The 13,456-nt window shown below is 34.5% G+C and carries 11 protein-coding genes; 5 read left to right on the top strand and 6 right to left on the bottom strand.

From position 1 onward, the window contains the following. The first annotated feature begins 4 nt into the window (after nt 1-4). Nucleotides 5-658 (top strand): fructose-6-phosphate aldolase, encoded by a 654-nt coding sequence (fsa, locus tag ACN0QX_RS06850; protein WP_417195989.1) that lies wholly within the window; start codon nt 5-7, stop codon nt 656-658. A gap of 71 nt (nt 659-729) precedes the next feature. Here fsa and ACN0QX_RS06845 read toward each other — a convergent pair whose 3' ends face one another. After that, nucleotides 730-2,166, bottom strand: coding sequence for a TlpA family protein disulfide reductase (locus ACN0QX_RS06845; RefSeq protein WP_417195988.1), 1,437 nt, complete (start codon nt 2,164-2,166; stop codon nt 730-732). Nucleotides 2,167-2,320: 154 nt separating this feature from the next. On the opposite strand from ACN0QX_RS06845, the gene ACN0QX_RS06840 reads away from it, so the two are divergent. Beyond that, nucleotides 2,321-3,946: an ABC-F family ATP-binding cassette domain-containing protein gene (locus tag ACN0QX_RS06840; RefSeq protein ID WP_417195987.1), complete on the top strand. Its 1,626-nt coding sequence runs from the start codon at nt 2,321-2,323 to the stop codon at nt 3,944-3,946. Nucleotides 3,947-4,019: 73 nt separating this feature from the next. On the opposite strand, the gene ACN0QX_RS06835 is transcribed toward ACN0QX_RS06840, so the two are convergent. Further along, nucleotides 4,020-4,256 (bottom strand): DUF2007 domain-containing protein, encoded by a 237-nt coding sequence (locus ACN0QX_RS06835; RefSeq protein WP_417195986.1) that lies wholly within the window; start codon nt 4,254-4,256, stop codon nt 4,020-4,022. Between the two features lie 200 nt (nt 4,257-4,456). On the opposite strand from ACN0QX_RS06835, the gene ACN0QX_RS06830 reads away from it, so the two are divergent. Next, on the top strand, nt 4,457-4,648 hold the full coding sequence (locus ACN0QX_RS06830) for a cold-shock protein (RefSeq protein ID WP_092208350.1): 192 nt from the start codon (nt 4,457-4,459) through the stop codon (nt 4,646-4,648). A gap of 60 nt (nt 4,649-4,708) precedes the next feature. Here ACN0QX_RS06830 and ACN0QX_RS06825 read toward each other — a convergent pair whose 3' ends face one another. From ACN0QX_RS06825 to recG, 4 genes are all read right to left on the bottom strand, one after another. Next, on the bottom strand, nt 4,709-5,542 hold the full coding sequence (locus tag ACN0QX_RS06825; protein ID WP_417195985.1) for a phosphatase PAP2 family protein: 834 nt from the start codon (nt 5,540-5,542) through the stop codon (nt 4,709-4,711). 2 nt (nt 5,543-5,544) lie between these two features. After that, nucleotides 5,545-7,971, bottom strand: coding sequence for a phenylalanine--tRNA ligase subunit beta (pheT, locus tag ACN0QX_RS06820; protein ID WP_417195984.1), 2,427 nt, complete (start codon nt 7,969-7,971; stop codon nt 5,545-5,547). 100 nt (nt 7,972-8,071) lie between these two features. Further along, nucleotides 8,072-8,524: a tRNA (cytidine(34)-2'-O)-methyltransferase gene (locus tag ACN0QX_RS06815; RefSeq protein ID WP_417195983.1), complete on the bottom strand. Its 453-nt coding sequence runs from the start codon at nt 8,522-8,524 to the stop codon at nt 8,072-8,074. 64 nt (nt 8,525-8,588) lie between these two features. Further along, nucleotides 8,589-10,742 carry an ATP-dependent DNA helicase RecG gene (recG, locus tag ACN0QX_RS06810; RefSeq protein WP_417195982.1) on the bottom strand — a complete coding sequence of 718 codons (2,154 nt, stop codon included), beginning with the start codon at nt 10,740-10,742 and terminating at the stop codon, nt 8,589-8,591. Nucleotides 10,743-10,823: 81 nt separating this feature from the next. Here recG and ACN0QX_RS06805 point away from each other — a divergent pair, with 81 nt between their 5' ends. Together ACN0QX_RS06805 and ACN0QX_RS06800 are read left to right on the top strand one after the other, a co-directional pair. Then, a complete protein-coding gene (locus ACN0QX_RS06805; protein WP_417195981.1) occupies nt 10,824-12,824 on the top strand; it encodes a M1 family metallopeptidase in 2,001 nt (666 codons plus the stop codon). A 5-nt stretch (nt 12,825-12,829) separates the two neighbouring features. Continuing rightward, nucleotides 12,830-13,456 (top strand): patatin-like phospholipase family protein (locus tag ACN0QX_RS06800; RefSeq protein ID WP_417195980.1); only part of this gene is annotated, 627 nt, incomplete at its 3' end.

Genomic DNA, 13,456 nt, shown 5'->3' with positions numbered 1-13,456 from the left:
ACTTATGAAATTTTTTATTGATACAGCTAATTTAGATCAGATTCGTGAAGCACAAGATTTAGGTGTTTTGGATGGTGTAACTACCAATCCGTCATTAATGGCTAAAGAAGGTATTACCGGACACGATAATATTATGAAGCATTATGTGGACATTTGCAAAATTGTAGATGGTGATGTTAGTGCCGAAGTTATTGCAACAGATTATGATGGAATGGTTCGTGAAGGGGAAGCTTTGGCAGAATTACATGAGCAAATTGTGGTAAAATTACCAATGATCAAAGATGGGATAAAAGCCTGTAAGTATTTTTCAGATAAAGGGATTAAAATCAATATTACTTTAGTGTTTTCAGCTGGCCAGGCATTATTAGCAGCCAAAGCAGGAGCCACGTATGTGTCGCCGTTTATAGGTCGTTTGGATGATATCTCAACAGATGGCTTAAATTTGATTTCTGAAATTCGTCATATTTATGATAACTATGATTTTGATACTGAAATTTTAGCAGCATCGGTTCGTCATACTATGCATATTATTGATTGTGCCAAATTAGGAGCTGATGTTATGACGGGTCCATTAAGCGCTATTGAAGGATTACTTAAACATCCTTTAACCGATATTGGATTAGCAAAATTTTTAGAGGATTTCAAGAAAGGAAATTAATCTCAAAAATTATAAATAAAAAAAGCCTTAACGTTCATGTTAAGGCTTTTTTTATGTTGTGCTTTTACCGGTTATTGATTAAGCAACCCAAGTAATTCTTCTTCAAACATAATAGAAAACATATTGGTATGGGCATTAACTACCTTGCCATCCTTATCAATAATCATCACTTTATTTATTGGCGAAATAGCTAATTTGTGTTTGGCTATTTCCGGTTCTTTAAACATAAACTCGTCAAATTTCGAATAATTAAATTGAGAAAGCTGTTTTTTCCAATTCGTTGAATTGGTAGCGGTTGCATTAATTGCTATAAAATCGACTTCTGGATATTTTATCTTTAATTCAGTCGCTTTTTTGTGGCTATCGCTATGAGAACGATATACTGAAGACCAAAAATAGACAACCGTTGGTCTTTTAATTATTTTATCCAAAACTAATTCTTTACCATTATAATTTAGCACGGTAATTTCAGGTAATCGTTGACCAGCTTTCAAACCTTTTAATGAATTCACCATATTGGTTACATAGTGGTCGTTCTTTTTATTTGTGTTTTTGGCGGTAAAGGATTGCAATACTTTATCATAATCGTCCGTGTTTTTACTATTGCTCATAAACTCTACTGCAGTTTGCGCTAATAATGAGTTCTTAATAGAATCATTAACCATTAAACTATCAATTAAATTCAGTTTAATTAAGTTATAGTCTAATGATTTTAAATTAAAAACGCTATCCTCTGACGTTTTAAAATGTTCAGATAAAGCTAAATTTTCAAAATGGTGTTTTAAAAAGGTGTAGTACGGAAAGTAATCCATCAATTCGCAATAATTGTAATTAATTTCCTTTCTGTAATCATAAAAACCTTCAGGAAGCTCATTAAAATTAGCGCGTTCTGTATTGCCATAATTTACAAATGGATAAACCTCCTTACTCAAATAATAATCGTAATTAATATTACCTTTTATTAAATTGTTAAAAGTGTCAGATGATGGATTCTTGGCGTTAAACTGCTTCAATCGTCTTAATTTGTGGTCTCTTATAGAATCCAAACGACGTTCAAACTCTAGAGGAGATAATTGGCTAAAACCTAAAATGGTTTTATCTTCTGCTTCACCATCTAAAAACAAATTAATTAAGTAATTGTTCTTTTTAGCACCATTTCCGGTGTACACTAAGGATTCATCAAACTCCAAAGTATTAAGTCTAAACAGAATACTGTCATTAGGTTCCAACAAAACCATTTGATATTCTAATCCTTCAGAAGCCCATAAGCGAAAGGTATAAAGCCCTTTTTCAACATTTTCTATTTTATACAGAAACCGGTTGTTTTCATCCAACCGGATGGTATCCAAAATCCGTTCAGACTTGGATAGGATTACAAAACTGTTTTTAGGGTTTACAACCTCGCCACCAAAATATGCTGCACCTTCATCAGCTTTCGTATCTTTTTCACAAGATATTAAGGCAAAAGTAGATACAACTAAAGCGCAAATAAGTTTAAATTCCCTCATAGTTATGTAATCGAATAGATTGTGGACTTAATTCACAAATGTAAAAGTTGTACCTGTGACAAGCTGTTAACACGTTGTTAAATATTAATATAGTTGGTTTTGTTTCGACTTATGAAGGCTTTTTAGTACTTTTGCAAAAATTAAAAAGTAATACATGTTATCAGTTTCAAATTTATCGGTTCAATTTGGCAAGCGCGTCCTTTTTGACGAAGTGAGTACCACATTTAATAATGGTAATTGCTACGGGATTATAGGTGCCAACGGAGCCGGAAAGTCTACGTTTTTAAAAATTATTTCTGGAAAGCAGGAGCCAACTTCTGGCCATGTGCATTTAGAGCCCGGTAAGCGTATGTCTGTTTTAGAGCAGGATCACAACCTTCATGATGACGATACGGTTTTGGAAACTGTAATTCAAGGGAATGAGCCACTTCATAAATTAAAATCTCAAATAGATGCACTTTATGCGGACTATACAGATGAAAATGCTGAAAAAATTGGCGAACTTCAGGTTTTGTTTGAAGAAATGAACGGTTGGAATGCCGATAGTGATGCAGCGGCTATGTTATCTAATTTAGGGATTTCAGAGGAGCACCATTATACGTTAATGAAGGATTTAGATGGTAAGCAAAAAGTACGTGTGCTATTAGCGCAGGCTTTATTTGGAAATCCAGATGTGCTTATTATGGATGAGCCTACCAACGACTTGGATTACGAAACTATTTCGTGGTTAGAAAACTTTTTAGCCAATTATGAAAACTGTGTGATTGTGGTCTCCCACGATAGACACTTTTTAGATGCTGTTTGTACGCATATTTCCGATATTGATTTTGGAAAAATAAATCACTTTTCGGGAAATTATACCTTTTGGTATGAGTCATCTCAATTAGCAGCCAGACAACATGCGCAGCAGAATAAAAAAGCCGAAGAGAAAAAGAAAGAATTAGAAGAATTTATCCGTCGTTTTTCTGCCAACGTAGCCAAGAGTAAACAGGCTACAAGTAGAAAGAAAATGATTGATAAACTAGATATATCGGAAATTAGAAGAACCAGTCGTCGTTATCCTGCTATTATTTTTGAGCGTGAACGGGAAGCTGGAGATCAAATTCTAAATGTTCAAGGACTTGCAGCATCTATTGATGGGGAAGTACTTTTTAGTAACATCGATTTGAATTTAAATAAAGGTGATAAGGTGGTATTGTATTCTAAAGATTCTAGAGCTACAACGGCTTTCTATCAAATATTAAACGGAAATGAGCAAGCGGATGCTGGAAAATTTGATTGGGGAATTACAACCACCCAATCGTATTTACCTTTAGATAATAGTTCGTTTTTCGAGAATAATTTAACCTTGGTTGATTGGTTACGTCAATGGGCTAAAACGGAAGAAGAACGCGAAGAAGTTCATATTCGTGGTTTCCTTGGAAAAATGATTTTTAGTGGTGAAGAAGCCTTGAAAAAATCTAATGTATTATCAGGAGGTGAAAAAGTACGTTGTATGTTAAGCCGCATGATGATGATGCGTGCTAATGTGCTACAATTGGATGAACCAACAAACCACTTGGATTTAGAAAGTATTACGGCCTTTAACAATTCGCTTAAAAACTTTAAAGGAACGGTATTATTTTCAACCCATGATCATGAATTTGCGCAAACGGTTGCTAACCGCGTTGTGGAATTAACACCTACTGGTGTTATTGATAGATATACAACTTTTGATGAGTATATGCAGGATCCAAAAATTAAGGAAATGCGTCAAAAAATGTATGCTGTTACAGCATAATAATTTGTATTTTAATAAAAAATCTCTAGTGTTTGCTAGAGATTTTTTTGTGAAATTTAAAAATATATGGTTTTTAATGTGTGCCAAGTTCAGAGGTTACACTATCTACAATAGATATTGCTTCAGCGAGCTCTTCCATATTCACATAAATATCTTGCGATCCTGAAATGGAGGCGCCAAAACCAGCCAATCTACCAGATTCGCTTTCATCTTTTACGATTGCTGAAATACCAATTGCGTCTAATTTATCCACAATTAATTGGGCAATAATAAAACTGCCAGTATATATTTTTTTATAGTCAGAATCCATATTTTAAAGGTCTTAATTAATACTTCTTAATATACGAAATAACGGTATAAATCCCTACTTTTTGAGTGTAATTATGTCTTAAAAAAGTAGCTTTTTTCTTCAAATTTGAATTTGCGGATTTAAAAAAATGTTCTAAAAAGTTCAGAACATCCGTTTATATAATTATATTTGTGTATTATTAAAATTTTTAAACTATTACAATGAGTAAAGGAACAGTAAAATTCTTCAACGATTCTAAAGGATTTGGATTTATCGTAGAAGATGACACAAACAAAGAACATTTTGTTCACATTTCTGGATTAATCGATGAGATTCGTGAAGGTGATGCAGTAGAATTCGATTTAGAAGAAGGAAGAAAAGGACTTAATGCAGTAAACGTTAAAGTAATATAATTTATATTTAACTTATTGACCGAAAAGAAAAGCCTCGAATAATTCGAGGTTTTTTTATGTTTAAAAAACACCAATAACGCCTATTTGGTTGCTAGAAAGAGTTAAATTCCAACTTATATGCTGTTTTTTATTATAGGCGTCTGTCTTATTTAAAAAATTGTCTATACTATCAACGACTACAACACTTAAAACGGTTCCAACAGCAATGTCTGTTAGCCAATGCGCACCTTCAATTAATCGCGTAATTGGTGTTATGGAGCCTAAAGAGTAAATACCCACTTTAGTCCAAATATTATCAAACTGTTTGGCTACGGAATGCGCAAGAGTAACGGATAAAACGGTATGACCAGAGGGAAACGAATGGAAATTTGCTCCTTTAGAAAAAGGTTTAAAAACGTTATAATCAAACCCTGAACTTGGTCTTGCGCGGCCAAAAACAGTCTTGCTTACACTTTGAATAGTGCCAGCTGTAATAGCTGATGATATGATGAGGACACTGGTTTTTCTTACAGCCTCATTTTTTGTAAACAGACCAAAACCATATAGTCCTGCATTTAAAAGAAAGAACGTTTGAGGTTTACCTAATTTAAAACCAAAATCACGGCCAAATTGCGGGTAATTATCTACTTGGCTCGTTGCAATCCTGTTCATTTCTTCGTCTGCTAATGATAAAGAAAATACACTAACCGTAAGAATTGTCAGTTTCCTGAAGTCGTCATGATCCCAATGTAAGGGTCTGCTAAAAGCATATCCAATACCTTGGGCAGTCTTTTTTGAATCATATTTTAATAACTCCCAAGTAGTTTCGTCTTTCTGCTTTGCTGTACTAAATTCATTTTGAGCAAAAAGTGAAAAGCTAAATAAGCTAATTATTATATACAGTACTGATTTCAATTTTATCGTAATTCTGCACCCAATTGTTTCTCAAAACTCGCTTGTAGTTTGTTCATAATCTTATCAATTTGTTTGTCTGTCAAGGTTTTATTCTCATCTTGAAAGGTAAAACTTACAGCATAACTCTTTTTGCCCGAAGGTAAATTGCTTCCTTGGTATACATCAAAGAGGTTGATGCTTTTTAATAAGTGTTTTTCAGATTGCTTGGCAATGGTGTGGATACTTTCAAAAGTCACTGAATTGTCTATAAGCAAAGCAAAATCCCGACGAATTTCTGGGTATTTTGAAATAGCACTATAAGAAACACGATTATATTTGGCAGTTTCAATCACATCATCCCAATTAAAATCTGCAAATAAAACAGGTTGTGAAATATCAAAATGCTTTAAAATGGATTTTTTAACTAATCCGAATTCTACCAACTTCGTTTTACCAAAAGATAGTATCATACCTTCACTAAAAACGGCCGATTTTACTGGAGACGCTTTTAGTTTTGTTATACCCAATCGTGCAAAAATAGTTTCAATCGTTCCCTTTAAATAAAAGAAATCACTTGGTTTACTTTCTGTATTCCAACGATTTTCATAACGATTTCCTGTAATGAGAATCGATAAATGTTTAAATTCCTCGCGACTGTCTGTATAACTGTGGTACGTTTTTCCAAATTCAAATAATTTTAAATCCTCACGACGACGATTTAAATTATGTCGTAAACTTTCCAGTCCAGAAAATAACATAGATTGCCTTAAAACACTTAAATCTGTGCTTAATGGGTTTAGCATTTCTACATTGTGCTCTGCTCTTAAATCGGCATGTAATGGCACAAAGTCCGGAGATGTTAACGAATTGGTTAACGTTTCATAGAAACCCTGGGAAACCAATTGGTTACCAATAATGTTTTGGAGTTTATAATCTTCAAATTTTCCAGTGTTGGAAATAGAAGCATTTAATTTCTCGGTTGTTTTTATATTATTATAGCCGTAAACACGTAGAATTTCTTCTATAATATCAGCTTCACGTTGCACATCATTTCTGTATGATGGAACGGTTAAACCTAATCCTGTTTCCGTTACATTGTTGATTCTGATATCCAAAGACATAAGAATACGTTTAATGATGTCTTTTGGAATTTCTTCTCCAATTAGTTTTTTGGCATTATCAAAACTTAAACGTACTTGAAAATCTTCAAACTTATTAGGATAAAAATCAATAATTTCACTTGATACTAAACCACCTGCTAGTTCTGTAATTAAAATGGCCGCACGTTTTAAAGCGTATTCCGTAATATTGGGGTCAATGCCACGTTCAAAACGGAAAGACGCATCGGTATTTAAATTGTGGCGTTTAGCTGTTTTTCGTACACTAACAGGATTAAAATACGCACTTTCTAAAAATATACTCGTTGTGTTTTCAGTTACACCAGAGTCTATTCCGCCAAAAACACCTGCAATACACATGGGTTTTTCTGCGTTACAAATCATTAAATCTTCTTCATGAAGTTCACGTTCAATACCGTCTAATGTAGTAAACTTGGTGCCTTGAGGTAGTGTTTTAACTTCTATTTTATTACCTGTTATTTTGTTGGCATCAAAAGCGTGTAGGGGCTGGCCTAATTCATGAAGCACGTAATTAGTGGCATCAACAATATTGTTTTTAGGTGTTAGACCTATGGCTTTTAAACGGTTTTGTAGCCATGCTGGCGAATCCGTTACCTTTATGTTTGATATGGTTAAACCGCAATAACGCGGTGCTAAATTTTTATTTATAACATCAACATCAATCCGTAACGCCCTGTTTTCCACTTGAAAGGCGCTTACCGAAGGCGTAATAAGTTCTGTGTTAATTTCTTTTTGTGTGAAACCTGCACGTAAATCTCGCGCCACGCCATAATGACTCATGGCGTCTGAACGATTAGGAGTTAAACCAATTTCAAAAACTTGGTCATTTTCAATGTTGAAAATTTCTGCTGCTAGTGAACCGACTTTGATTTTGGAATCCAAAACCATGATGCCGTCATGACCTTTTCCTAAACCTAGTTCATCTTCAGCGCAAATCATTCCGTGACTTTCTTCACCACGAATTTTTCCTTTTTTAATTGTCCAAGCTTCACCTTCTGCCGTATAAAGTGTTGTTCCAATCGTGGCTACAGGTACTTTCTGTCCAGCAGCAACGTTAGGTGCGCCACAAACTATTTGCAATGGTGTATCTGTACCAATGGAAACTGTTGTTACTTTTAGTCGATCCGCATTAGGATGTTGTACACAAGTTAAAACTTCGCCAACAACAATGCCTTCCAGTCCGCCTTTTACAGATTGATAGGTGTTTAAGCCTTCTACTTCAAGACCTAAATCGGTTAAAAGTTCACTAATTTGCTCTGGATTCCAATCCGTTTTTATGAATTGTTTAAGCCAGTTATAAGAAATCTTCATGAATCATGGGTTAATTAAGTTTGCAAAGATAAAATATTGACACTAGCATTCAAACAATGGATGTAAAAATATGAGGTAAGAAAACAAGACTTTAAGATTGTCAGGTAATCTGTCTAATCCCTTCGTAAACCACGATACTTACAGCGTTTGCCAAATTTAAACTTCTAACATGGTTGCTGTATAAAGGGATTTTAAATAATTTGTTTTCTTGTTTTTCTAAAAGTGCTTTGGGTAAACCAACCGATTCTTTACCAAATACCAGAAACATATTGTTTTCAAAAGAAATATCCCAATGGTTGCTTTCGCCATGACTCGATAAAAACACCATGTTAGCGTCTTTGTTTTTACTGAAAAACTCCTCCAAATTTTCGTAATAATGTAAATTTAAATGTTGCCAATAATCTAAACCTGCGCGTTTTAGTCGGGCATCTGTAATTTCAAATCCAAACGGTTTTACTAAATGAAGATTGGATCCCGAAGCCAATGCTAAGCGACCAATATTTCCGGTGTTATTAGGTATTTCGGGTTCTATAAGTACAATGTTTAAGGGCATTTTTTTAATTTTAAATATTAGGTTGTTTTTATAAAAACCGTTTTTTAAGCGTTAGTTTACGACATCATGAAATATAATTCCAGATGTTCTTGTACTTGCTCATTTGCTGATAGGTAAATAAAATAGCTTTATTATTGGGTTTGGATAGGTTAGGGTCTGTGTTTAAAATCTGTTTGGCATAAAAACGTGCTGTTTTTAAAATATCACCATCCTTAATAATATCGGCTATTCGTAAATTTAAAATACCACTTTGCTGTTTTCCCATAATATCACCAGGTCCACGTAGTTTTAAGTCGACTTCTGCAATTTCAAAGCCGTCATTGGTTCTCGTCATCGTCTCCAAACGCGTTTTACTGTCGCTACTTAATTTATGACTCGTCATGAGGATACAATAGCTTTGTTCTGCACCACGACCAACACGACCACGTAATTGGTGCAATTGGGAAAGGCCGAAGCGTTCTGCACTTTCAATAATCATTACAGAAGCATTTGGGACATTAACACCAACTTCTATAACGGTTGTGGCAACCATAATGTGTGTTTCACCTTTTATAAAGCGCTGCATCTCGAAATCTTTATCCACGGCTTTCATTTTTCCGTGAACAATAGAAATTTGATACTTTGGCATTGGGAAATCTCGTGAAATACTTTCGTAACCATCCATTAAATCTTTATAATCCATTTTTTCGCTCTCTTGAATCAATGGATAAACGATATAAATTTGTCGGCCTTTTTCAATTTCATCACGTATAAATCGGAAAACGTCTAATCTGTTTTTATCATACCGATGCACCGTTTTTATAGCTTGTCTTCCTGGAGGCAATTCATCAATAATAGAGATATCCAAATCACCATAAACAGACATGGCTAAAGTACGTGGAATAGGTGTGGCTGTCATGACCAAAATATGTGGTGGAATAATAGCGCCTTTGGCTTCCTCCATTTGAGGAGATGGAGGTCGGGTTTCTTTTGGTCCTTTGTGCCATAATTTGCTTCGTTGTTCTACACCAAAACGATGTTGTTCATCTATAATTGCGAGCCCTAATTTTTGAAATTTCACCTTGTCTTCTAATAGGGCATGTGTGCCAACAAGAATCTGTAATTCGCCATTTTCTAGCGTTTTGTGAATTTCTCTTCTATCTGAAGTTTTACTTGAGCCTGTGAGTATTTTTATGCTGATATTTAGTTGTTTACACCATTGCACTAATCCATTGTAGTGCTGTACTGACAAAATTTCAGTCGGAGCCATTAAGCAGGCTTGAAAACCGTTGTCAAGCGCCATGAGCATTGACATGAAGGCGACTATGGTTTTTCCAGATCCCACATCTCCTTGTAATAGTCGATTCAGTTGTGCTTGGCTACCTAAATCTTGACGAATTTCTTTTAAAACCCGTTTCTGTGCATTGGTTAATTCAAAGGGTAAATATGAACTGTAAAAGCTGTTGAAATAGCTTCCTACTTTTTCAAAAGGAAGCCCTTTTATTTTTGATTTATGGATGCGGTTTTTTAAAATTAACTGTAGTTGAATATAGAATAATTCTTCAAATTTTAATCGGTATTGAGCACGTGCTAAAAGGTCTTGGTTTTTTGGAAAATGGATATTAAAAAGCGCTTCACTTTTAGAGATTAATTTCTGACTTTCTAAAAGTTCTGGTGATAAAGTTTCAACAAATCGGCCTTTGGTTTCAACAAACAATTGTTGCATAATTTTGTTCACCACACGATTCGTGATTCCCTTATTGTTCAATTTTTCAGTTGAAGGATAAATTGGTTGCATGGCCGAGCGTAAACTAGCTTCATGTTCTGCTAAAAGTTCCATTTCTGGATGTGGCATACTAAACTTGCCGGCATAAAAATTTGTTTTCCCAAAAATGACATAAGGTGTTTGAAGCTTTAAACTGTCGCGAATCCATTTTTGCCCGCGAAACCAAACCAATTCCATGGTTCCCGTGTCGTCTTGAAAAGTGGCAACTAATCGTTTGCCGCGTTTTTGCGCAATTTCTTCAAACTTTATTAGCTTTCCTATAACTTGAACTTCGGCATTGTTTTGCTGTAATTCATTTATTTTAAAGTATTTGGTTCTGTCTAAATACCGATTCGGAAATAAGTTTATTAAATCTTGATAGGTATGAATACCGAGTTCCTTCCGAAGTAAATCGGCACGATTGGGACCAACGCCTTTCAGGTAATCTATGGGAGTTTGTAAATGGGTATTCATAAAAGCGAATTTAAGTCATTTCAATCAATTCATAAAATGCAAATTTTTGTATTTTGGAGCAGTCTTTGCTTAAATTACACTATGAAATATTTATTTGCCCTAGTTGGTTTCTTATTCAGTAGCATTGCTTTTTCGCAACAAACAGATTATGTGGATTTTAAACAGATTCAAGCCCATGTCGTGCCAGATGTTTCCACTAAAAGTGTTTCGGGAAACCTCACCGTTGTTTTTGATATTTTAAAATCTACTGATTCTATTTTTTTAGATTCACAAAATATGACGTTTTCTAAAGTTTTGTGGAATGGTAGTAAAATCAGGTTTGAAAATGATGGTAAAAGGCTCATTCTATTTAATGCTTTTAAACCTTCAAAAAAAAACACGATCGTACTTCAATTTACAGCTAATCCTAAAAAAGCATTGTATTTTGTTGGTTGGGATACGAATGCACCCAATCAAATTTGGAGTCAGGGTCAAGGTAAATACACCAGTAATTGGTTGCCGAGTATAGATGATATGAATGATAAAATAGAATTCGATTTAACCGTTGAATTCGATTCTCACTATCAAGTTATTGCCAATGGAAAACTTGTTGATAAACAGATTAATGGTGCTTTTACAATTTGGAGTTATAATATGAAACAGCCCATGGCCAGTTATTTAGTAGCTTTGGCTATTGGTAATTATGATAAAAGTGAGGACATATCGGAAAGCGGAATTCCGTTAGAGATGTATTATTATCCGGAAGATTCTATAAAAGCGGAACCAACCTACAGGTATACCAAGCAGATGTTTAATTTTTTGGAAACTGAAATTGGTGTTCCATATCCATGGCAAAATTATAAGCAAGTTCCTGTTCATGATTTTTTGTATTCAGGTATGGAAAACACGGGAACTACTATTTTTGCAGATTCGTTTGTTATAGATTCTATTGCGTTTAACGACAGAAATTATGTGAATGTAAATGCGCACGAGTTAGCACATCAATGGTTTGGTAATTTGGTAACAGAAACGTCCGGAACACATCATTGGTTGCAAGAAGGTTTTGCTACGTATTATGCGCTATTAGCGGAACAAGACGTTTTTGGTAAAAATTATTACTATATGCGTTTGTATGAATATGCGCAGGAATTATTAGAACAAGATAGTCGGAAGGAAGGGACTTCTTTATTGAATCCAAAATCGAGTAGTACCACATTTTATAAAAAAGGTGCTTGGGTTTTGCATGCTTTACGTGAAAAAATAGGCGATGACGCGTTTAAAACGGCCATTAAAAACTATTTAGAAATCTATAAATTTAAAAACGTAGAAACAACCCATTTTATTCATGAAGCTGAAAAGATAAGTGGACAAAATTTAGATGCTTTTGTGGCTGTTTGGTTGGAGGCCGAAACATTTCCTTATAATGAAGCTTTGGCAAGTTTGGGGCAATCGCAGTTCATTCAAGAATATCTAATGGCAGATTGCGAAGCTAAAAATGCCAAATGCGATTATTACTTATCAGCACCATTATCTGCGGAAGCCAAAGCTAAAATTGTAGCCCAAGTTCCAGGGCGCATAACGGCTGCTAATTTTAATGATGGCTTAAAAGTGCGCCAAGCCATCTCAAAAAACCTCACGAAAATTCCATTAGGATTAAAAACAAATTATGAATCGTTATTATCTGATAAATCTTATATGACAATAGAATCTGCGCTGTATAATTTATGGGTGAATTTTCCAGATAAACGCGTTGACTATTTAAATCAGACAAAAGCAATTGTTGGGTTTAATGATAAAAATGTGCGATTGCTGTGGCTGGTTTTAGCGTTATCAACATCGGAATATGACGAAACAGATAAACAGCTGTATTTCAATGAATTGGTATCCTATACATCTGCTGATTATAGTTTTGAGGTTCGTCAAGGTGCTTTTTCATATTTGAATTTATTACAAGTATTTCCTGAACCGGCTATTTTAAACTTAATGGATGCATCACATCATTATAATTGGCGCTTTAAATCGTTTGCTAAAAATTTAATAGAAGTTTTATCCAATACGGAAAAATACGCCGATATTATTCAACGTTTAACTATGAAAAATTAATAAATATGCGTGCTTTAGTCATTTCAGGAGGAGGAAGTAAAGGTGCGTTTGCAGGAGGTGTGGCGCAATATTTAATTGAGGAAAAAGGGCATGAGTATGATTTGCTTATAGGCACATCAACAGGGAGTTTATTGGTGTCGCATTTGGGATTAAAAAATGTGGAGAAAATAAAAAATGTGTATACCAATGTCAATCAAAATGCCATTTTTAATCGTCGGCCATTTACCATCAAAAAAAAGAAAGGGGTTGAAACTATTGGGATTAATCACTTTAACGTCCTTCGGAATTTACTGCGTGGCAGTAAAACATTTGGCGAAAGTTATAATTTAAAAAAACTGATTCAGAAAACCCTTTCAGAAAGTGAGTTCAACCTTTTAAAAGCTTCTAAAACCGATGTGGTAGTAACGGTTTCAAATTTATCTTTAAACCAGGTGGAATATAAATCGATTAATGATTTTAGCTATGAGGAATATTGCGAATGGATCTGGATTTCGTGCAATTACACTCCGTTTATGACTTTAGTTAAAAAGGATGGCTGTGAGTATGCAGATGGTGGATTAGGTTCCATGGTGCCAATTGAAGAAGCTATTAGGCGTGGCGCCACAACGGTGGATGCTATTATATTGCAAACA

Origin of the sequence: Bizionia sp., assembly GCF_048259285.1 — a bacterium.
Taxonomy (GTDB): domain Bacteria; phylum Bacteroidota; class Bacteroidia; order Flavobacteriales; family Flavobacteriaceae; genus Algorimicrobium; species Algorimicrobium hallyeonense.
The sequence above is the reverse complement of the archived record's forward strand: the minus strand, read 5'-3'. Positions and strand labels throughout refer to the sequence as shown.

What these genes read in the sequence shown, in the direction of transcription:
- fsa (WP_417195989.1), top strand. Translation starts at nt 5, where the DNA reads ATGAAATTTTTTATTGATACAGCTAATTTAGATCAGATTCGTGAAGCA.
- ACN0QX_RS06845 (WP_417195988.1), bottom strand. Translation starts at nt 2,166, where the DNA reads ATGAGGGAATTTAAACTTATTTGCGCTTTAGTTGTATCTACTTTTGCC.
- ACN0QX_RS06840 (WP_417195987.1), top strand. Translation starts at nt 2,321, where the DNA reads ATGTTATCAGTTTCAAATTTATCGGTTCAATTTGGCAAGCGCGTCCTT.
- ACN0QX_RS06835 (WP_417195986.1), bottom strand. Translation starts at nt 4,256, where the DNA reads ATGGATTCTGACTATAAAAAAATATATACTGGCAGTTTTATTATTGCC.
- ACN0QX_RS06830 (WP_092208350.1), top strand. Translation starts at nt 4,457, where the DNA reads ATGAGTAAAGGAACAGTAAAATTCTTCAACGATTCTAAAGGATTTGGA.
- pheT (WP_417195984.1), bottom strand. Translation starts at nt 7,971, where the DNA reads ATGAAGATTTCTTATAACTGGCTTAAACAATTCATAAAAACGGATTGG.
- ACN0QX_RS06815 (WP_417195983.1), bottom strand. Translation starts at nt 8,524, where the DNA reads ATGCCCTTAAACATTGTACTTATAGAACCCGAAATACCTAATAACACC.
- recG (WP_417195982.1), bottom strand. Translation starts at nt 10,742, where the DNA reads ATGAATACCCATTTACAAACTCCCATAGATTACCTGAAAGGCGTTGGT.
- ACN0QX_RS06805 (WP_417195981.1), top strand. Translation starts at nt 10,824, where the DNA reads ATGAAATATTTATTTGCCCTAGTTGGTTTCTTATTCAGTAGCATTGCT.